The organism is Faecalitalea cylindroides ATCC 27803, from assembly GCF_000469305.1.
In the GTDB taxonomy this organism is placed as follows: domain Bacteria; phylum Bacillota_I; class Bacilli_A; order Erysipelotrichales; family Erysipelotrichaceae; genus Faecalitalea; species Faecalitalea cylindroides.
Map to the genome: position 1 here is coordinate 36,941 of NZ_KI270964.1, position 19,836 is coordinate 56,776.

At 36.6% G+C, this 19,836-nt stretch carries 22 protein-coding genes and 1 tRNA gene; 2 read left to right on the forward strand and 21 right to left on the reverse strand.

Features of this window, described 5'->3' with window-relative positions; translation table 11 throughout:
• Window positions 1–4: 4 nt before the first annotated feature.
• Entirely contained in the window at window positions 5–1,384 is a 1,380-nt protein-coding gene (locus HMPREF0367_RS01300; RefSeq protein WP_035400383.1) for a glycine--tRNA ligase, read from the reverse strand.
• Window positions 1,385–1,525: 141 nt separating this feature from the next.
• Between HMPREF0367_RS01300 and HMPREF0367_RS01305 the strand changes: the two genes are divergently transcribed.
• Complete coding sequence (locus tag HMPREF0367_RS01305; protein ID WP_035400385.1) at window positions 1,526–2,263, forward strand: TrmH family RNA methyltransferase; 738 nt, start codon at window positions 1,526–1,528, stop codon at window positions 2,261–2,263.
• A gap of 101 nt (window positions 2,264–2,364) precedes the next feature.
• Complete coding sequence (locus HMPREF0367_RS01310; protein ID WP_015535323.1) at window positions 2,365–2,577, forward strand: helix-turn-helix domain-containing protein; 213 nt, start codon at window positions 2,365–2,367, stop codon at window positions 2,575–2,577.
• A gap of 14 nt (window positions 2,578–2,591) precedes the next feature.
• Here the strand turns inward: HMPREF0367_RS01310 and HMPREF0367_RS01315 are convergent, their stop codons facing one another.
• The 20 genes from HMPREF0367_RS01315 to rpsB all read right to left on the reverse strand — a co-directional run bounded on the left by HMPREF0367_RS01315 (window position 2,592) and on the right by rpsB (window position 19,769).
• Complete coding sequence (locus HMPREF0367_RS01315) at window positions 2,592–3,383, reverse strand: HAD-IIB family hydrolase (RefSeq protein WP_035400389.1); 792 nt, start codon at window positions 3,381–3,383, stop codon at window positions 2,592–2,594.
• A gap of 16 nt (window positions 3,384–3,399) precedes the next feature.
• Window positions 3,400–3,951: a nucleotidyltransferase family protein gene (locus HMPREF0367_RS01320; protein ID WP_035400390.1), complete on the reverse strand. Its 552-nt coding sequence runs from the start codon at window positions 3,949–3,951 to the stop codon at window positions 3,400–3,402.
• Window positions 3,941–6,217: a xanthine dehydrogenase family protein molybdopterin-binding subunit gene (locus tag HMPREF0367_RS01325; protein WP_035400393.1), complete on the reverse strand. Its 2,277-nt coding sequence runs from the start codon at window positions 6,215–6,217 to the stop codon at window positions 3,941–3,943. The genes HMPREF0367_RS01320 and HMPREF0367_RS01325 overlap by 11 nt, the downstream gene beginning before the upstream one ends.
• A 1-nt stretch (window position 6,218) precedes the next feature.
• On the reverse strand, window positions 6,219–6,671 hold the full coding sequence (locus tag HMPREF0367_RS01330) for a (2Fe-2S)-binding protein (protein ID WP_035400395.1): 453 nt from the start codon (window positions 6,669–6,671) through the stop codon (window positions 6,219–6,221).
• On the reverse strand, window positions 6,655–7,431 hold the full coding sequence (locus tag HMPREF0367_RS01335; RefSeq protein ID WP_022356245.1) for an FAD binding domain-containing protein: 777 nt from the start codon (window positions 7,429–7,431) through the stop codon (window positions 6,655–6,657). The genes HMPREF0367_RS01330 and HMPREF0367_RS01335 overlap by 17 nt, the downstream gene beginning before the upstream one ends.
• Window positions 7,432–7,545: 114 nt before the next feature.
• A complete protein-coding gene (locus tag HMPREF0367_RS01340; protein WP_035400397.1) occupies window positions 7,546–8,307 on the reverse strand; it encodes an ABC transporter ATP-binding protein in 762 nt (253 codons plus the stop codon).
• Window positions 8,304–9,272: a FecCD family ABC transporter permease gene (locus HMPREF0367_RS01345; RefSeq protein ID WP_035400398.1), complete on the reverse strand. Its 969-nt coding sequence runs from the start codon at window positions 9,270–9,272 to the stop codon at window positions 8,304–8,306. Before HMPREF0367_RS01345 ends, HMPREF0367_RS01340 begins: the two co-directional genes overlap by 4 nt.
• A complete protein-coding gene (locus tag HMPREF0367_RS01350; protein WP_035400400.1) occupies window positions 9,272–10,258 on the reverse strand; it encodes an ABC transporter substrate-binding protein in 987 nt (328 codons plus the stop codon). The genes HMPREF0367_RS01345 and HMPREF0367_RS01350 overlap by 1 nt, the downstream gene beginning before the upstream one ends.
• Before the next feature lie 13 nt (window positions 10,259–10,271).
• Window positions 10,272–10,610: a winged helix-turn-helix domain-containing protein gene (locus tag HMPREF0367_RS01355; RefSeq protein WP_248660656.1), complete on the reverse strand. Its 339-nt coding sequence runs from the start codon at window positions 10,608–10,610 to the stop codon at window positions 10,272–10,274.
• A gap of 72 nt (window positions 10,611–10,682) precedes the next feature.
• Complete coding sequence (locus HMPREF0367_RS01360; RefSeq protein WP_022356250.1) at window positions 10,683–11,171, reverse strand: nucleoside-triphosphatase; 489 nt, start codon at window positions 11,169–11,171, stop codon at window positions 10,683–10,685.
• 55 nt (window positions 11,172–11,226) lie between these two features.
• Window positions 11,227–12,507 (reverse strand): adenylosuccinate synthase, encoded by a 1,281-nt coding sequence (locus HMPREF0367_RS01365; protein WP_035400405.1) that lies wholly within the window; start codon window positions 12,505–12,507, stop codon window positions 11,227–11,229.
• Window positions 12,508–12,697: 190 nt separating this feature from the next.
• Window positions 12,698–12,772, reverse strand: a tRNA-Trp gene (locus tag HMPREF0367_RS01370).
• A 79-nt stretch (window positions 12,773–12,851) separates the two neighbouring features.
• On the reverse strand, window positions 12,852–13,967 hold the full coding sequence (locus HMPREF0367_RS01375) for a polysaccharide deacetylase family protein (RefSeq protein WP_081683603.1): 1,116 nt from the start codon (window positions 13,965–13,967) through the stop codon (window positions 12,852–12,854).
• A 41-nt stretch (window positions 13,968–14,008) separates the two neighbouring features.
• Window positions 14,009–15,082 (reverse strand): RIP metalloprotease RseP, encoded by a 1,074-nt coding sequence (rseP, locus tag HMPREF0367_RS01380; protein ID WP_035400408.1) that lies wholly within the window; start codon window positions 15,080–15,082, stop codon window positions 14,009–14,011.
• 12 nt (window positions 15,083–15,094) lie between these two features.
• Window positions 15,095–15,865 carry a phosphatidate cytidylyltransferase gene (locus HMPREF0367_RS01385; RefSeq protein WP_015535335.1) on the reverse strand — a complete coding sequence of 257 codons (771 nt, stop codon included), beginning with the start codon at window positions 15,863–15,865 and terminating at the stop codon, window positions 15,095–15,097.
• On the reverse strand, window positions 15,862–16,560 hold the full coding sequence (gene uppS, locus HMPREF0367_RS01390) for an undecaprenyl pyrophosphate synthase (protein WP_035400410.1): 699 nt from the start codon (window positions 16,558–16,560) through the stop codon (window positions 15,862–15,864). The genes HMPREF0367_RS01385 and uppS overlap by 4 nt, the downstream gene beginning before the upstream one ends.
• Before the next feature lie 42 nt (window positions 16,561–16,602).
• Window positions 16,603–17,148 (reverse strand): ribosome recycling factor, encoded by a 546-nt coding sequence (frr, locus tag HMPREF0367_RS01395; RefSeq protein WP_015535337.1) that lies wholly within the window; start codon window positions 17,146–17,148, stop codon window positions 16,603–16,605.
• Window positions 17,149–17,169: 21 nt separating this feature from the next.
• The gene (gene pyrH, locus HMPREF0367_RS01400; protein ID WP_015535338.1) at window positions 17,170–17,874 is read right to left on the reverse strand and encodes a UMP kinase; all 705 of its coding nucleotides are present in this window, start codon (window positions 17,872–17,874) and stop codon (window positions 17,170–17,172) included.
• A 93-nt stretch (window positions 17,875–17,967) separates the two neighbouring features.
• Entirely contained in the window at window positions 17,968–18,855 is an 888-nt protein-coding gene (tsf, locus tag HMPREF0367_RS01405; protein ID WP_022355822.1) for a translation elongation factor Ts, read from the reverse strand.
• Window positions 18,856–18,878: 23 nt separating this feature from the next.
• Window positions 18,879–19,769, reverse strand: a complete 891-nt coding sequence (rpsB, locus tag HMPREF0367_RS01410; protein ID WP_022355823.1) for a 30S ribosomal protein S2 — start codon at window positions 19,767–19,769, stop codon at window positions 18,879–18,881.
• Between the last annotated feature and the right edge of the window lie 67 nt (window positions 19,770–19,836).

Consider the following 19,836-nt stretch of genomic DNA (forward strand, 5'->3'; position numbering starts at 1 on the left):
CTGCTTAAAATTTGATTCTTTGTTCAATATAATCTTTTAACTCACTTAAGGCTACGCGTTCTTGTTCCATCGTATCGCGATCGCGTACTGTTACACAGTTATCTTTTTCGGTTTCAAAATCAACCGTAACGCAGAATGGCGTTCCGATAGAATCCTGACGACGATAACGTTTTCCAATACTTTGAGCATCATCATAAGTACATGTAAATTCAGAAGCAAGATCACTGAAGACCTTGGAAGCCTGATCATTTAATTTTTTAGATAATGGAAGCACAGCTACCTTATAAGGTGCCAGATAAGGATGTAAATGAAGAACCAAACGTTCATCATTTTCAAGTTGCTGCATCTCATAAGCTTCACACATAACCGCCAAGATCAAACGTTCAACACCAACACTAGGTTCAATAACATATGGAACATATTTAGAATCTGTTTCCTGATCAAAATACTCCAATGACTGCTTGCTGGTAGTCTGGTGAGCTTTTAAGTCAAAATCCGTACGATCGGCAATACCCCATAACTCACCCCAGCCAATTGGTTCTGAGAAATTGTATTCAATATCACTCGTACCATTTGAATAATGTGCCAGCTCCTCTGGATCATGAGCACGTAAACGAATGTTTTCTTCGCTTAAACCTAGATCTTTTAAGAATTGCACACACGCATTGCAGTAATATTCAAACCATTCAAGATCGGTTCCTGGTTTACAGAAAAATTCAAGTTCCATCTGTTCGAATTCACGAGTACGGAAAATAAAGTTTCCTGGTGTAATTTCATTACGGAAACTCTTACCAATCTGACCAATACCAAATGGAAGTTTCTTACGCATCGTTCTCTGTACATTTTTAAAATTTACAAAGATACCCTGCGCTGTTTCAGGACGCAGATAAATCGTGCTCTTAGCATCTTCTAAAACGCCCTGGAATGTTTTAAACATCAAGTTAAATTGACGGATACCGGTAAAATTCTTTGCCCCACATTTTGGACATACGATATCATGGTTGGCAATGTAATCCTCCATCTCTTCATTTGTCATTTTTGAACAGTTCACTTCATGATTCGTTGCCTCTTCAATTAACTGATCTGCTCTAAAACGTGATTTACATTCTTTACAATCCATCAATGGATCACTAAATCCACCAACATGTCCGCTGGCTACCCAAACATTTGGATTCATTAAAATAGCGCTTTGAAGTCCAACATTGTTTGGATCTTCCTGAATGAATCGTTTCCACCAGGCATTTTTTATATTATTCTTCAGTTCGATTCCCAAAGGGCCAAAATCCCAAGTGTTCGCAAGACCACCATAGATCTCAGAACCCTGATAGACAAATCCTGTGCTCTTCATATGAGCAACAACATCATTAAATGTTTTTTCGTTCACTGTTTTTTCTCCTTTACATATCCCTCAAATTTAGATAAAAGGGTACACGATAATATTATACACTAATTTTGATTTTTTTTAAGTGTATAACCATAAAAAAGCCCAATACAAATCTATGGCAATTCATGGTACAATGATTTCATGAAATATATTGAATCAACACAGAACAAACAAATCAAAGAGCACGCTAAACTGTTACAAAAAAAAGAAAGAGATAGAAGCGGATTATTCCTTGTAGAAGGTCATCATATGATCGAAGAAGCCATGTCTGCAAACTGCCTAAAAGAAATCTATCTGCTGGAAGGCGAAGATAATTTCACTGATCTTGAACCTATTTTTTGTTCCCAGCAGGTCATCAACAAGCTTTCATCGCAGAATTCCAATGCCAAAATAATTGGAGTTTGTACAAAACCTGATATTCAACCCGAGAAATTTGATGTTGTTTTATTATTGGATGGCATTCAAGATCCCGGCAATGTTGGAACAATCTTAAGAAGTGCTTATGCATTTGGAGTAGACTATGTATATCTATCCAAAGATTGTGCAGACATCTATAACCCTAAAACTCTACAATCAAGTCAAGGCGCTATATTCCATATTGGAACCATGAACACAGATCTATACGATACCATCCGTTTTTTGCAGATCGAAAACACGACCATTTATGCTACAAGCCTTCATGAACCATACAAAAATTTACAGGACGTAAAGCCTAAATTGCCTTATGGTCTGGTTTTGGGAAATGAAGGAAAAGGAATTCGACAAGATATCTTGAACATTTGCGATATGAGCATCAAGATCGAAATGGACACTTTTGAATCTTTAAATGTTGCAACAGCCTGCTCGATATGCCTATATACACTTAAGCATGCTTCATGAAACCTCTATCATTTGACGTCAAATCGTACAGTTTTCAGTCCAATTTGACCTAATTTTCAAAAATTTATTTTCAACCATATATAATGAATTAGGGGATATTTATGAAATTGAAAAGGATAAGAGACCTTAGAGAAGACAACGATTTGACTCAAGCCGATATCGCTAAGTATCTAAATGTTACTCAAAGAACCTATTCAAGGTATGAAAACGATGATAGAGCGATTCCCCTTGAACAATTAGTAAAACTTGCTGAATACTATAATACAAGCGTTGATTATCTACTCAACAGGACAGATAAAAAAGAGCCATATTAAAAAAGATGTACAAGTCATTCGTCTTGCACATCTTTAAACCAACCAAATTTCTGGCAGGCTTTATAAATTCCGTCCTCTACATTGGCATCCGTCACATAGGATGCCTTTTCTTTTAATTCTTTGCAGGCATTTCCCATAGCGATGCTTGTCCATCGTGGATCAAACATGACCATGTCATTGTAGTCATCTCCAAACACGACAACATCTTCTAGATTGCCTTTTAAGATCTTCATCATATCTAGGATTCCCTGCTTCTTTTCATCATATTGAAACATCAAATACTCTTCGACAAAGCGAAGGTGACCTAATGTATCTTTTAACGTTAGTTCATCTTCTTTTTCTTTTGGGATCGAAATATATATTTTATAGATTGCTTGTAAGGCATCATAATCCAAAGCTGGATCAATGATATAATTGGTTGGTTCTTTTCGTGGACCACACTGTTCTCTAAACAAATCATTCTTGGAGTATACATCAATGGAATCATCAAGCATCAACAATACGCCATAGCCAAGTTCTTCTGCCTGTTTGATCACACCCTTTGCCTTATCTAGATCAAGAGGAATATTGTGAATGAGCTGATCATCAATAACCAGAGCACCACCACCAGCACACACCATATCGCTTAATTTAATATCATGCATAAAACCAACAGCCTTATAATGTGCCCTTCCTGTGGCAATAGCAACAAAATGACCTGCCTCTTTTAATTTTTTCAAAGCCACTCTAGCAGAAGGAACAACTTCTTTGGTTTCACGATTTGTCAATGTTCCATCAATATCAAAAAAGAAATATTTTTTATGCACTAAATACCTCCTGTCTTTACATTAATATATTTAAATCTTCCCGTGTATCAATATCTACGATTTCCAAGGCATCACAAGGTACAGAAACAATTGATTTTCCTTTGATCAGCTGTTTTGCACCTCTGTGATTTTGTAAATGCTTTAGATCATCCAAATATTTGGCTGGAAAGATCATCGGATTATAGAAAATATGATCGTATTCTAAGGCAATGATATCTTCATGGTTGGCAAGCTCAACCATCTTTTTGATCGTATCTTCCTTTAGAAAAGGCTGATCCGATACCACAAACATGATCGCATCACTTTGACATTGCATACTCGCTAACTTTATTGAGTAACCAATCCCAAGATCAGGTGCATCATTCATAATGATCTCAAAGCCATATTCTCTTGCGATATCTGCAATTTGATCATACTGTGTCACTACATATACATGCGAAAATAAAATTGGATCAATTTTATCTAAAAGATGTCGGATCAATGGTTTACCTTTAAACTCACAAAGAAGCTTATTTCCGCAAAACCGTCTGGCATTCCCTGCAGCCAATACACAAAGATCAATCTTCATCTTTTTTAAATAAAACTTTTTCAGGTGTAATTGGAAGTGTTCTCACCTGGAAACCTGTAGCATGTCTTACGGCAGAGGCAATGGCTGGAGATGGTGTATTGATGACAACTTCCCCAATGGATTTTGCACCAAATGGGCCATTATCCTCATAGCTAGGAATAAAATCTACACGAATCGTCCCTACATCCAAACGCGTAGGAATCTTATATTGGAAGAAAGAATTATTGATCATCTTTCCTTTATCTGAATACTTGATATCTTCAAAAAGTGCCATTCCGATTCCCTGGGCAATTCCACCCTCAGCCTGAACTCTTACTAAGTTGGAATTTATGATTGTTCCACAATCCACTACGCTGACATAATCATGTACAGAAACAGCTCCTGTTTCTTTATCTACATCCACTTCCGCAATTCCGACCATGAATGGAGGTGGTGAAGTTTTAGAAACATGTGAACCTGTCGCAATCAAATTACGTCCCTTTCCTCCGGCAAAACAAGTGTGCGCAAAATCTTTAAGTTCCATCTCTTTGCCATCTTGAACAGAAACAATTTTCGATCCATCAAAAGTAATATGATCTGCTTCTATCTGCATAAGTTCTGCCGCCATTTGCACGATCTTGCCTTTTAATTCTTCACAGGCTTTTACAACCGCAGTACCTGTTAAATATGTCGTGCTGGAAGCGTATGAACCTGAATCATAAGGCGAAGTATCTGTATCTACGCCATTGGTAATGATTTGATCAATATCACAATCCATACATTCAGCCATGATCTGTGCCAGGATCGTATCACAACCAGTACCCATGTCCGTCGCACCTATAGATAGAGTATAGAAACCATCATCCTGCAGCTTAACTTCTACACTGGCTAGATCGACATTTGAGATACTTGATCCCTGCATAGAACATGCAATTCCTAGACCACGTGTAAAATCACCCATATCTCTAACTAGAGGTTTATTTTTCCAGTCGATCATTTCCATTGCCTTTTCAATACATTGATCAAGAGTACAGCTGTTAAGATATTCATTGTAATATTGAGGGAGTGTTTCTCCTTCATGGACAACATTTTTTAAACGCAACTCAGCTGGATCCATATGCAATTCATCAGCTAATTCATTCACGATCGATTCAACCGCAAACAAACCCTGCGTTGCACCATATCCACGATAAGCGCCTGCCTGCATCGTATTGGTATACACAACATCATATACAAAACGACTTGCTAAACAATGATTATAAATCGGTAAAGACTTATGTCCGGAAAGCCCAACCGTCGTAGGACCATGTTCTCCATAAGCTCCTGTATTGGATAATGTATAAAGATCGATTGCCTGAATGATACCATCTTTGGTTGCTCCCAAACGAACCTTCATCTGCATCTCATGACGAGAATTAGAGGCCATAAATGTCTCATTACGTGTATAAATCACTTTAGCCGGTCTTTTTAATTTCCAGGTTACAAAGGCATTAAAAATTTCACAGCATGCTGTTTGCTTGGCACCAAAACCGCCACCAATTCTTGGCTTGATCACACGAATCTTAGATTTAGGAATATCTAAAGCATTTGAAAGAATGCGTCGAACATGGAATGGAATCTGTGTTGAACTTACGACATTCAAACGACCATATGTATCGATATAGGAGAATGCTCTAAAAGTTTCCATCATCGCCTGGGCATTGGCTTTTGTATGATATGTTCTTTCCAAAACTACTGCGCTATTCTTCAAGACATCTTCAACATCTCCATATACACTTTCACCATGGGCACAAAGATTACGTTTTTGATCCGTTCCCACATCACAAAGTGTTCTAAAGTTGTCTTCTTCATGAACTTTGATTGGGTTATCCAAAGCTTTTCTAAAGTCTAAAACAGGCTCTTTGATCTCATAATCCACTTTGATTAGTTTTAGAGCTTTATCCACACAATCTTCATTCTCACCGGCAACAATAGCTACTTCATCTCCTACATATCGAACTACTTCATCTAAGATTCTTCGATCATAAGGACTTGGTTCTGGATATGATTGACCAGCCAGGGTAAAACGAATATCCGGAACATCTTTATATGTATAGATAGCTGCAATGCCGGGAACTTTTTTCGCAATATCGGTATTAATGTTCTTGATCCTTGCATACGCATGAGGGGAACGTAAAAGCTTTACGATCAAACAGTCTTTTGTCGCAAGATCATCGGTATAAACCGGTTGCCCGCTCAACAAGGCATAGGCATCCTTTTTCACAATAGGTTTTCCAATTGATTTCATCCTAGACACCTCGATTCAAATACTTGGTAATCGCACGCATCTGTGCCATATAACCAGTACAACGGCATAAATTTCCTGCCAAATAATTCTTAATTTCTTCCTCACTTGGATTCTTTAACTCTTTTTCCATTGCCAATACATTCATGATCAAGCCTGGTGAACAAAAGCCACACTGCTCAGCTCCTTCATTTGCCATAAAATCTGCGAATACTTTGGCCTCTTCCTGCAAACCTTCCAAAGTCATAATTGAATGATTATTAGCTCGTGCAGCCAAGATACTACAAGATAAAACCGGTTTTTCATCCATCCAAACGGTGCATAAACCGCAGTTGCTGGTTTCACACCCTCTTTTAACACTGTAACATCCGTGATTTCTTAAAAAATCAATCAATAATAGATCACAAGAAACATCATCTTTGATCAATTTCCCATTTACCTTAATTTGTACCTGCATCCTGTGATTCCACCTTTCTTAATGCACGCGCTGTCAATACTTTGACCAGATGACTGCGATACTCTTTAGATCCGCGCATATTGGATCCACAAATAACCTTATCCTGGATCATAGAAGCTACTTTATCAATATCATCAATTTCAACATCATAGCGAGTCGCTACACCCGGTCTTGCTCCTACACAAATATGATATTGATTTGATTTAGACACCGCCACATTCAACACAGAAATATCTGTTGCGGATCGTCTTAAACACACAAAAGCACTCTTCCAATCATTCTTCTTGATCGTTATATGTGTAATGATATCCCTTTGAATATTTGATTTAGAAAACTCCTGAATGCTCATTTCACCTGCATGATATAGATGTACACTCGCATCAAGACACATCAAAGCACAAAGGACATCGGAAAAGCCAAAGCGAGAAAAAACACTTCCGCCAATCGTTGCCAAGTTTCGCAACTGCACACCTACAATATCTTTAAGGGCATCATGAATTACATTCCCCGTTGCCTTATTTAATTGTTCATGTAACTCTAATTCTCTTAAAGTAACCATAGCTCCGATTTTGAAACAATCTTCTTTTTCTTCGATTTGATCAAGACCTAAACTTGAAAGATCAATGGCCTCAGGCACGACTTTATCTTCCATTTTCAACCAGATCATTCCACCAATGATACAGTTTTTAGGATTCTTCATCAAAGCAGCATATGCTTCATCAAGAGATTGAGCACATGTATATTTTTGAATTTTTAACATATTATCCTCCTATGTCGATCATACCATATTTTAATGATATCATTTATACCTGTATAATTGAATAAAATCATATGAAAAAAACATGCAGTCACAAGACTACATGTTGATTAACACTTATCTATCCTCAAATTTCCAATAAATTAAATTTGAATTTTTATCATACGCAAAATGATTTGAGAAGAGTTGATTATAAATTTCACAGAACTTTTCAATGAACTCAAAATCTTTTTTTTCAAGTGTATCAAAGATCTTTCCATCTTTCATAAACACGATTTCATCGGCATATCGAATGGCTAAATTGGGATCATGTATACTGATAAGAATCATCTTATCATCTGATCTTAATGTTTTGATTCGTTCCATAAACCGATATTGTTTTTCATAATCCAAGAACGTGCAAGGTTCATCCATGACCAAGATATTTGCCTCTTGAACGATCGATCTGGCAACATAGCATAACTGGAGTTCTCCACCGCTGATCTCAAACATAGAACGATTCTTTAAATGTTTTAATCCAAATTCTTTCAAAGCGTTTAAAGCTATATCATAATCCTTATCGGATGGTGTTTGATAACTGGGTAAAAACCGTGTCCTTCCGGCAACCACAAACTCTAAGACCGAAATATGATCGACCAGAGTTTTGATTTGTGGTACGTAGCTAAAAATTTCTGCCAAAGATCTTTTATCTAGATCATTGATCAAACGATCTTGAAAATAAACTTTTCCATCATAAGGTATCAGCTGCAACAAACATTTGATCAACGTTGTCTTTCCACAACCATTTTCTCCTAGTAACATCACGATCTTACCTTTTTCAAGATGTAGATCAATATTAGACAAGATTGAATGATAACGTATATTCTCTAATCGAATCATATGACCTTTTTCCCTCTTCTGAAAATGATCGCAAGATAAAGTGCTCCAAAAAAACTTGTAACGATGCTGATAGGAAGTTCAATCGTAAATAAACATCGAGCAATATTATCACACCATAACACAAAAACAGCTCCAACCAAAAATGTCAGTACATAATTTTTTGAAATGGGCTGATTGGTCCACAAGCGAATCATATGTGGCACTAACAAGCCTACCCAGCTAACTGGTCCGGCAACGGAAACAACACTGGAAACTAATAAGATTGAAAAAATCAAAGCTCTATTTCTTATCTTCTTTACATCGACCCCCAGTGTATTTGCCTCTTGTCCAAAGCCTATGATCTGTATTGACCAACGCAACCGATACAAAATAAATACACTGATTAAGATAAGTACAAAACATATCAATAAATTTGACCAGCTGGCGTCGGCAAATCCTCCCATTAGCCAATATTCAATACTAGGAAGTTGTTGATAAGGATCGGCTACGATTTTAAAAGCCATGATCAGTGATGTAAAAATAGCCTGTACGATAATACCCGAAATTAATAAATTCACAATTTCATTGCCTTTTGAACGTCGTGTTAAAAAATATACCAGAAACAAACTTAACAACCCCCCTATAAAGCTAGAAAGTTCAATCATTAACACATCATTCAAAAATAGAATTCCTAAAATCGCACCAAGCGAACAACCACTGGTTGTTCCAATGATATCAGGACTAGCTAAACTGTTTTTAAATATCGTCTGAAAAACCATTCCTGCTATTGATAAGGCTCCACCGCAAAGACAAACTAAGAGAATACGTGGTAAACGTATATTGTATAATAGGCTGTTCGCAATTTTATCTCCTTGAAAACAAAGTGCTGAAAATGTCTCGTTGATACTAAGACCATAACGTCCTAGAAACAAAGATACGAATATGCTTATACACAAGATCAGCAACCACGTCTTCGCATTTTTCATTATAATGCCAGATCCTGTGCCTCAGGCGTAAAGCCATAGAATTGTTCATAGAAGGCAACAGCTTCTGCTTCAACATCATCCATAGAAACCAGCTCAGGATGTAAAATTGATGCAGCCCATAATTTACCTAAACAACTTGAAAGTGATGGTGTATCCCATGTTTCAAGCGTACTAGGGAATACATAAACATGATCATTTTGTACGGCTTGAAGTTCCTGTACTCTTGCATCATTTTTAAAATCATCTGCACTTAAAGAACCTGCTTCAATAAATACATAATCTGGATTTGCTGCCAACAATGTTTCGATATCGATATTTACCCAGCTGCTTCCTTCAGCATCAATCGCATTATCTGCCTGTGCATAAGATAAGATTTCTCCTTGATACATATCATCTGTTGCACAAGTTAATAGATCAGATCCTGCAAAATAAACAGTTGGTTCTTCCTCAACTTCATCAAGTTCATATTTTTCTAATAAATCTTCTTCATACTGTTTATATTCATCGACTTTATCTTCGCATCCCATTACTTTACCAATAATTTCAACAGCTTCTTCAAAATCATCCGCTGTTTCCGGTTCTAAAAGTACAACTGGAATATCTAAAGCTTCTAATTCTTCAACATAACTTTCAAGACTGACTGGTAAGAAAACAACATCTGGATCTGCCTTGGCACATTCTTCAACATTGAACATCTTTTTATTTCCTAATTGAGGTAAATCTAAAATCTCTTCTGCAGCCTTGGCATAAATTGGACGAGTCTCTGGTTTCATTTCAATTCCAGTCAACTTATCCTGCTGCTGCAAGCCAATCATGATCGTTGTTGTGATGTAATAGCCACTTGCGGCCGTTTGACAAGGTTCTTCAAATGTAACTTCACGACCTGCCTGATCTGTAATGGTCAATGTCGTATCCTGTGGTTGTCCCTGGCAGCCAGCCAATAAAAACATACTTAAACATAGACCAGCACTTAGTAATTTTTTCATAAACTGTCCCTTCCTATTCTGTAAAATATTTTTGAAACGATATTTCAGCTTGTCTTTCTATTTCCAACATCATGGATCGATATTTTCGCATTAGTTCTTTGCCTTGAGCCGTAATAATAGTATGCCCTCCATCAGCACCTCCGCTTTTACTTTCAAATAAGACAATTCCAAGATCTTGTTGAGCCCTTTGGATAATTTTCCAAGCTTTTGAACTCGACATGTTCATAGCTTTGTAAGCGGCCGAAAGCGAACCGGTTCTCTCGACGCCTTCCATCAACTCAATTACACCTTTTCCAAAGCTGGCTTCCTTTTGTCCAATGCGCACCTTAATATCATATTTCAAAAATATCACCTCGTTACTCTCACTTGAGATAAACGCTATAATCAGTATATATAATTATAGTAAAAAAGAAAAGAAGTATTTCTACTTCTTCATTGACCATAATGCTTCGATTGATTTCTTTACTTCTTCAAAATCACAATGGTCTAAATCATATACGATCACTTCAGGAAGGTGCTTGATTTCTTCGATATAAGATATATCGATTTTTCTACATACCCCCAGCACATTAGGATATTCTTTGATTTTCTTTATCAATACATCTAGATATTTTCTTTCATCTCTTTCCAGGAATCCAATTTCATCTAGTATCAATAAACCTGAATTAGAATGTTCTAAGATTTCAACACCAAAATCATCAAACACACCTTTAACAACCTGTTTACCATGTGAAAATAGAATATCATTGCGTTCTAGACTGACTAAAGAATGAAGATAAAACCCTATTCTTTCACCGTTTTCAAAATATGGTAATGTAATATATCCACTGCAAGGCACTTGATTTTCCTGAATGAATTTTTGGATCAATGTACTTTTTCCAATTTGTTTAGAGCCTGTTAAAAAGACCTTCATATAACGTTCCTTTCTATCTCTAAAATCAAAAAGGAGCTTTACGCTCCTAAATGAATTATTTTATATCATGAACATAAATATTATTCACACGATCCGGTCCCACAGAAATCATAGAAACTCGAACATTTGTGAATTCTTCAATAAATTTAATGTAATCCAGACATTCTTTTGGAAGTTCGTCAACACTAGACATCTTAGAAATGTCTTCCTTCCAACCTTTAAATTCTTTATAAACAGGTTTCGCTTTCGCAACATCTGCCTGATCACTTGGAATATAATCATAGACTTTTCCATCAATTTCATATCCAGTGCAAACTTTCAGCGTATCCAAACCCGAAAGAACATCAATTTTTGTCAATACGATATCTGTTAAACCATTTAACATGGCAGCATGTTTTACAACCAATAGATCTAACCATCCACAGCGACGAGGACGTCCTGTTGTTGCTCCAAATTCAAAACCATGTTCACGGATCCAAGCTCCCTGTTCATCTAATAATTCAGTTACAAATGGACCTTCTCCAACACGTGTTGAATAAGCTTTAACAACACCGACAATCGTTTGTAAACGACTTGGTGCTACACCTGCTCCGGTCGTTACACCTGCACTGGTTGGTGAACTGGAAGTTACAAATGGATATGTTCCATAATTGATATCCAACATACAAGCCTGTGCTCCCTCGAATAAAACTGTTTTATCTTCATCAAGAGCTTTATTGACCAAGCTTGTCGTTTCTTTGATCATTGGTACGATGCGATCATGAATTTTTTCAAAGTCAGCAACCATTGAATCATAATCCATAGGCTCTGCACCATATACCGCAGTAAATAACTTATTTTTAAAATCTAAACACTCTTTTAAACGCACTTTAAATGTTTCAAAATTAATAAATTCATGGAAACGAATTCCACGACGTGCATACTTATCTGCATAACAAGGACCAATTCCTCGTTTAGTCGTTCCAATCTTACTGTTGGCAGCCTCTTCTTCAAGTTGATCTTGATAACGATGATATGGCATTAACATTTGTGCTCTATCGCTGATTACGATATGATCACACTTTAATCCACCTTCTTCAAGATGCTGCATCTCTTCTAATAGAACAAATGGGTTACAAACAACACCTGGTCCAATTACACAAGTTGCTTCTTCATGAAGAACGCCACTTGGCAATAGATGCAACACATACTTCTTGCCGTTTACGATAACCGTATGACCTGCGTTATCTCCACCTTGGAAACGGACAATCATATCTGCTTTTTCTGCTAATACATCGACGATTTTTCCTTTACCCTCATCGCCCCATTGGGTTCCAACTACTACTTGGCTAGACATATGAGCCTCCTTTAAATGTGTCTAGAAACACAACACCTAGATTATAAATAATAAGTTTTTATAAGTCAATTTATAGACCAATTTTCTCTCATGTATTTACAATTTGTTCCATTTTGTTACAAAAGCTTTAATTCATTTGAAATAAAAAAAGACGAAGTGTTATCTTGTAACATTTCGTCATAATTACTACTGGCAGGGGCAGTAGGAGTCGAACCCACATCAACGGTTTTGGAGACCGCTATCTTAACCATTGGACGATGCCCCTAAGTGCTTGTTTATTCTAGCATAGAATAGATTATGTTTCAATCCTAAATTTGAAAAAGTCATAAACAAGCCTCCTTAGTTTAATACGTGATAACATTTTTATCGTATACATTCCCTAGCATATCCTGTTTATTAGCTGGAATCACAATTGTATTAGGATCACCATCAGATATATACTTCGTTGTTTCCAATGTAGTAAAATTCATTTCTATATCAAAATCTTGACCATTATTATCATAAGCTCGGATACGTTTAATAAAAGCTGGATTAAATTGATTACTATAAGGAGAATAATCCGCCTCCCAAGCTACCTGTAACATCGATTGAGTTGTATATTGTTTGCCTTTATATAGTCCACTTTGAATATATGGTATCATTTCGTGATCATAACTATATGGTGAACCAAAAGGTAAAGCAACGATATTCACATATTGTCCAGGAATGATTTCGTCCAACATAGCATAAACACTTCCAACTTCCTGCTGTGCTATCTGCCCATCTGTCGTAGTAAAATCAACATGTGAATAAGTATGATTGCCCACATCATATCCATTTTCAACTAACCATTTTATAATCTGTTCATTATATTCAGGTTGTCTAAATAGACCTCCATTTACAAAAAATGTAGCGGTTACATTAAAGTCAGGATATTTCTTTTTGAAACTTTCTAAGATTCCGACCGCACAATTGGGATCTATATTAATATTTCCTTCTTTATCCGTTCCTGTGACCAAAATATTGTTTTCTAATCCATCATCAAAAGTAAGACAGATAGGACTTTTACCTGCTTCTACATCTATATTTCCATTTATATAGTCATTGAGTCGTATCATACGATAGCCATTATCATAATAGAATTGTAAATCTTGACGAAAAGCTTCGGCTGTTCTTTGATATCCGTCTACATCTACATTTCCGCCAACATAACCTGTTTCATTACTCGGTATATTATGGATGCCATGATACATCATAACTGGAACATCCCCTAATTCATCGACTACATATTTTGTGTAATCTTCTTTGGATAATTTATTTTCCTTTTTTGATTCCTGCTTCTCCCCAACTTTTTGTTCACTTACAAATAAAGTATCCACAATCATAAATACTACCTTTACAAACACACCTAAGATCAATAGAAAAGCACATAATAATATTAATAGATTTCTTCTTTGTTTCTTTCTGTTTATTTTTGCCATATAAGTATTTTATCACAACAAGTAAAAAAAAGTAGGCATAATTACATACCTACTAATCTTAAAATATCATTGTATGTTGCAAAGATCATCAATCCTAGTAAAAGAACAAAACTAATCATAATAACATTCTCAACCAAAGCTGTATTGATCTTTCGTCTAAGTATCTTTTCAATCAACAAGACCAATACTCGACCACCATCCAGTGCTGGTATAGGAATCAAGTTAAAGATACCAACATTCACTGAAATCAAGCCGACCAAAGAAAGATATGCATTTAATCCCAGCTCAGCTGTTCTAGCAGTAACATTCAAAATTCCCACTGGCCCAGATAATTGATCTAAAGCTTGTCCAGATAACAGAAGCCCAAGAGATTGGTAAATTTCAACAGTTGAATCCCATAGATCCTTCGTACCTTCCACAAAAGACATGTACCAAGGAATTGGTTCTAAATAGGCTGCAACAATATAGCCCAAAGTATACCCTTGCGATTCTTTATCATATTCCGGTGTAATCGTCGTCTCAAATTCCTGCCCATCACGTGAAACGGTTATTTCCAATGTATCGTGATGCAACTGTACGAATTTTAACAAGTCATACTGTGTTTCTGGTTTGATTTCTTCACCATCGGCTCTAGCGCTTATAATTTTATCATCTTTTTGCAAGCCTGCCTCACTTGCTGGCGAATTCTCGATTACTTCATATACAACTGGTAACGGATCCGATTGTCGATATCCATTTGCCAATGAGATGCCAATAAAAATGACCCAAGCCAATAAAAAGTTCATTATAACACCAGCCAACATAACCAGAACTTTCTGATATGTTGGTTTAGAAATTAATTTACGATTTTCAGGAACTTCTTTTAACCATTCTGTTTCATCATCTTGTGATCCGTCTTCTTCTCCTGCCATTAACACATAGCCTCCAAAAGGGATAGCACGAATGGAATACGTAGTCTCTTTCCCTTTCTTCTGATAAAGTACAGGACCCATTCCCAGAGAAAACTCATGACAGTAAACACCAAAATGTTTTGCGACAAGCATATGTCCCAGTTCATGCACTACTATAATTACACTCAATAATACGATAAATGCAATGATACCGAGTATACTCATTTCATCAACTCCTTATACGATCAACAATACATGTAAGATTCCAAACAATAAAATATTCATCATCAAAGAATCGACTCGATCCAATACACCTCCATGACCTGGAAGTAGATTTGAAAAGTCTTTTACTTTATTGCTTCGCTTAATTGCGCTAAAACACAAGTCTCCTAATTCCGCTACAACTGGACATAGACAGCATAATAATGTATTTAAATAACCATTCAATGAATCCGCATATAGGAAACTTACTATTAAGCTTAACAGAAATCCAAAAACAATTCCACCAAAAAAGCCTTCCCAGCTCTTCTTTGGAGAAATTCTTGGGTTCATCTTATGCTTGCCAAAATAGCTTCCAACAAACCAAGCACCTGTATCAGAACCATATGTTGCAAATACAATGGTCCAAAGATACATATGCTCAGCCACCAAGTATCCAATAGCATGATAGATCAAAGAAAATAAGATAAAATACGTTAAGCAGTAATAGCTATCCGGCAACGAAAAATTCTCAACAAATACCGGAAGGGCAAAGAAGAAACACACCCCTAAAGCATAAATAATATATGTATAATGTTCAGGGATAAAGCGTGTTAAGATCACTAAGACAACCGTAAGTGGGTATACATATACCGGCCATGAATTAAAATCACGTCGAACATGCATCCATTCAAAAGCCGTTGACAACAAGATGAATAGAGCCAATAGCTCAAGCAACCAGCCTCCAAAGGCAACTGGCAAGGCGACAACCAAGATGATGGCTAATGCAGTCATTACTCGAGTCTTCATTTTGTCAACCCTCCAAATCTACGATCCCTGTGCTTAAATTCTTCAATGCACTTGACCAACTCTTCTTTATTGAAGTCTGGCCAGGCAACAGGTGTAAAGATCAATTCCGAATATGCAAGTTGCCATAATAAGAAATTTGAGATCCTAACTTCACCACTTGTACGAATCATTAAATCTATATCTTCTGGAACGAATAAATATTGACTAAAATCTTCCTCTGTTAGATCATTTTTTCTTCCATTTTTTACTTCATCCGCATATTTTTGTATGCCTAACAATATTTCTCTTCTTGAACCATAGTTGATTGCAAGACAAAGTTCTAATCCAGTATTATGTGATGTATCATTCACAGCACGATTTATCACTTTTTGTGTATCTGAAGGGAATCTTTCTAACTCACCGGCAAAAGTAACGCGAATATTTTTTTCCATTAGTTCCCTGATATATTTATTAAAGAACAGGCCTGGTAATTTACATAAATATCCGACTTCATCTTCCGGACGTTTCCAGTTTTCCGTCGAAAAAGCATATAGGATCAGTTTTTTTACACCTAATTCATTTGCCGCCAAAGCCACAGTTCGAATCGTATCCGCACCTTGTTTATGACCTGCTGTTCTTGGCAATCCTCTTTGTTTTGCCCATCTTCCATTGCCATCCATAATGATTGCAATAGTTTGAGGAATATTGTCGTTCATCTAAAAAGCTCCCTTCTTAAAAAAACCCAATCAAGATTGGGTTTAGACATTCAAGATTTCTTTTTTCTTTTCATTTACGATTTGTTCAACTTGTTTGATATAATCGTCAGTTAATTTCTGTGAATCTTCCAATTCAGCCTTACGATCATCTTCCGTTAATTCTTTATTTTTCTTTGTAGCGTCGTTAGCATCACGGCGAATGTTACGAATCGCAACTTTAGCTTCTTCACCATATTTCTGTGCATCTTTTGCCAACTGTTCACGACGCTCTTGTGTTAATTGAGGAACTAGAATACGAATAACATCCGCTTCTACCTGTGGATTTAATCCAAGATTTGCCGCCTGAATCGCATGCCCTACAGATTTGATAATACTGCGATCATAAGGTTTTACGACCAATTGTGTTCCTTCTACAACTTGAATAGAAGATAACTGATTAATTGGCATCATAGATCCATAATAGTCAACTTGAACACGTTCTAAGATTTGTGAACTTGCACGTCCTGTACGAATCGTTTTTAAATTACTTTCTAAGTTTTCAATAGCCTTTAACATTCTTTCTTCAGCTTTAATTAAATTATCACTCATTTTAAATCTCCTGTTCTAAAATTATTTTGAAATCAATGTTCCTGTAACTTCCTGCTTAACAGCTTTTAAGATGTTGCCTTTTTCGTTCATGTTGAAGACAACAAGATCGATATCATTATCCATACACATGCTAATAGCTGTAGAGTCCATTACTTGAAGTCCTTTGTTTAAAACATCCATATAATGTAAAGAGTTGAACTTTTTAGCTTCTGGATTTTTCTTAGGGTCACTGTCATATACACCATCGACACCATTCTTTGCCATTAAGATCACATCGGCATCAATTTCACTTGCTCGTAATGCAGCCGTTGTGTCTGTGCTGAAATATGGTGAACCAGTTCCGGCACCAAAAATAACAATACGTCCTTTTTCCAAATGACGAATAGCACGACGTAAGATAAATGGTTCTGCAACCTTTTGCATTTCAACAGCTGTTTGCACACGAGTAGGAACACCAGCCTGCTCTAAAGCATTTTGAACAGCTAAAGCGTTGATTACTGTTCCTAGCATACCCATGTAATCTGCCTGAGCTCGATTCATCCCCATTTCAGCCATCATCTTGCCACGAATGAAGTTACCTCCACCAACAACGATTGCAAGATCGACACCAAGCTCATGAACATCTTTTAATTCTGCCGCCAAAGATTTTAAAACCTCTGGATCAAAAGGCTGTCCATTGCCAGATAAAGCCTCACCACTCAATTTTAATAACACTCTCTTATACATATTATTTTGTACTCCTTTGAAGATTTCATCATTAAGATTATACACTATCTTTTATCTGAAAAAAAGATTGACTCAATAAAAAAAGGGTTATGATTAACCCTTGATTTGTGACATTACTTCTTCAGCAAAGTTTTCTTCGCGTTTTTCAATACCTTCACCAGTTTGGTAACGTACGAAAGATACTAGTTCAACTTTGTTGTCTTTTAAGAAATTAGCAACTTTCATCTTAGGATCCAAGAAGAATTCCTGATCTAATAAGCACTGATCTTTGAAGTGTTTGTCAACTTTTCCTTTTAAGATACCCTGAAGAACTTTTTCTGGTTTTCCAGCCATCTTAGGATCAGCTTTCATCATCTGCAACTGTAGTTCACGTTCATGTTCAACTACATCACCTGGAATATCACTCTGAGATACATAAGTAGGAGCCATAGAAGCAACCTGCATTGCGATATTTTTAGCAACAGTTTCGTTTGTTTCACCTTTTAATACAGCAAGTGCAGAAATTTTTCCACCCATGTGCATATAGCTTCCGAAGAATTCATCATCTGCTTTTTCAACTACAGAAACACGACGGAAAGTGATTTTTTCTCCGATTGTCGCTGTAGCATTTGTGATCAAATCAGCGATTGTTCCTTCTGGAGTAGATGTTGTAAGAACTGCATCTACGTCAGCAGCCTTAGTATCCAAAATAGCATTCTGGATTACATCTAATAAATGTAAAAATTGTTCGTTTTTCGCAACAAAGTCTGTTTCAGAGTTAACTTCAAACAAGATACCTGTATTTCCTTTTGTTGCAACACGAGTTAAACCTTCAGCAGCGATACGACCTTCTTTTTTAGCAGCCTTGCTGATACCTTTTTCACGAAGCCAGTCAACAGCTTTTGCCATGTCTCCGTCACATTCAGTCAAAGCTTTTTTACAGTCCATCATCCCCGCACCAGTTTTTTCACGTAATTCTTTAACTTGAGATGCAGTAATCATTTTCTTTTCCTCCTATGATTTTTTTATTCAGCTGGTTTTTCAGCTGGTTTTTCTTCTTCTTTTGCAGGTTTGTTGAAACGACGGTTTTTACGTTCGAAGTTACGTTTACGACGTTCTTCATTACGCTGACGACGACGTCTTTCATTTTCAGCAATCTGCTGTTCAACATTTTTGATAACGTCTTCCATTGTTACGTCATCTTCTGTTTCATCCAAATAAGCAAGTTCTAACAATCCGCTCTTAGCATCAACGATAGCATCAGCCAACAATGTGATAACTAATTTAACTGAACGATTTGCATCATCGTTAGAAGCGATTGGATAATCTGCATCATCTGGGTCACAGTTTGTATCCAACATTGCGAATACTGGGATACCAAGTTTTTTAGCTTCCGCGATTGCGTTGTGTTCTTCTTTAGGGTCAACTACAACGATAGCATCTGGAAGTTTCTTCATTTCTTTGATACCACCTAAACTTGATTCAAGTTTAGCTTTTTCTTTACGCAAGTTAGCTTGTTCTTTTTTAGTATATACTTCGATTTTTCCGCTAGCTTCCATTTCTTCAATTTCAACTAGACGTTTAACACGTTTCTGGATCGTACGGAAGTTTGTTAATAAACCACCTAACCAACGTTTGTTAACGTAGAATGATCCTGAACGTAAAGCCTGTTCTTCGATAGTGTCTGCAGCCTGTTTTTTAGTTCCAACGAATAATACTTTTCCGCCTTCTTCGCTAATACGTTTTAATTCCTGGTAAGCTGCTTCGATCTGAGCCTGAGTTTTGTTCAGATCCACGATGTAAACCCCGTTACGGCTTGTGTAGATGTATGGTTTCATCTTAGGGTTCCAACGGCGAGTCTGATGTCCGAAATGTACACCATTCTCTAACATTTTTCTCATTGATACAATTGACATAATAGTCCTTCCTTTCCGTTACTCCTCCACCATTTCAAACGAATGCAACATCTTTGATGCACGGGCA

Coding starts and splice junctions, on each gene's coding strand:
- HMPREF0367_RS01305 (WP_035400385.1), top strand. CDS start 1,526: ATGAAATATATTGAATCAACACAGAACAAACAAATCAAAGAGCACGCT.
- HMPREF0367_RS01310 (WP_015535323.1), top strand. CDS start 2,365: ATGAAATTGAAAAGGATAAGAGACCTTAGAGAAGACAACGATTTGACT.
- HMPREF0367_RS01320 (WP_035400390.1), bottom strand. CDS start 3,951: ATGAAGATTGATCTTTGTGTATTGGCTGCAGGGAATGCCAGACGGTTT.
- HMPREF0367_RS01325 (WP_035400393.1), bottom strand. CDS start 6,217: ATGAAATCAATTGGAAAACCTATTGTGAAAAAGGATGCCTATGCCTTG.
- HMPREF0367_RS01330 (WP_035400395.1), bottom strand. CDS start 6,671: ATGCAGGTACAAATTAAGGTAAATGGGAAATTGATCAAAGATGATGTT.
- HMPREF0367_RS01335 (WP_022356245.1), bottom strand. CDS start 7,431: ATGTTAAAAATTCAAAAATATACATGTGCTCAATCTCTTGATGAAGCA.
- HMPREF0367_RS01340 (WP_035400397.1), bottom strand. CDS start 8,307: ATGATTCGATTAGAGAATATACGTTATCATTCAATCTTGTCTAATATT.
- HMPREF0367_RS01345 (WP_035400398.1), bottom strand. CDS start 9,272: ATGAAAAATGCGAAGACGTGGTTGCTGATCTTGTGTATAAGCATATTC.
- HMPREF0367_RS01350 (WP_035400400.1), bottom strand. CDS start 10,258: ATGAAAAAATTACTAAGTGCTGGTCTATGTTTAAGTATGTTTTTATTG.
- HMPREF0367_RS01360 (WP_022356250.1), bottom strand. CDS start 11,171: ATGAAGGTCTTTTTAACAGGCTCTAAACAAATTGGAAAAAGTACATTG.
- HMPREF0367_RS01365 (WP_035400405.1), bottom strand. CDS start 12,507: ATGTCTAGCCAAGTAGTAGTTGGAACCCAATGGGGCGATGAGGGTAAA.
- HMPREF0367_RS01375 (WP_081683603.1), bottom strand. CDS start 13,967: ATGGCAAAAATAAACAGAAAGAAACAAAGAAGAAATCTATTAATATTA.
- rseP (WP_035400408.1), bottom strand. CDS start 15,082: ATGAGTATACTCGGTATCATTGCATTTATCGTATTATTGAGTGTAATT.
- HMPREF0367_RS01385 (WP_015535335.1), bottom strand. CDS start 15,865: ATGAAGACTCGAGTAATGACTGCATTAGCCATCATCTTGGTTGTCGCC.
- uppS (WP_035400410.1), bottom strand. CDS start 16,560: ATGAACGACAATATTCCTCAAACTATTGCAATCATTATGGATGGCAAT.
- frr (WP_015535337.1), bottom strand. CDS start 17,148: ATGAGTGATAATTTAATTAAAGCTGAAGAAAGAATGTTAAAGGCTATT.
- pyrH (WP_015535338.1), bottom strand. CDS start 17,874: ATGTATAAGAGAGTGTTATTAAAATTGAGTGGTGAGGCTTTATCTGGC.
- tsf (WP_022355822.1), bottom strand. CDS start 18,855: ATGATTACTGCATCTCAAGTTAAAGAATTACGTGAAAAAACTGGTGCG.
- rpsB (WP_022355823.1), bottom strand. CDS start 19,769: ATGTCAATTGTATCAATGAGAAAAATGTTAGAGAATGGTGTACATTTC.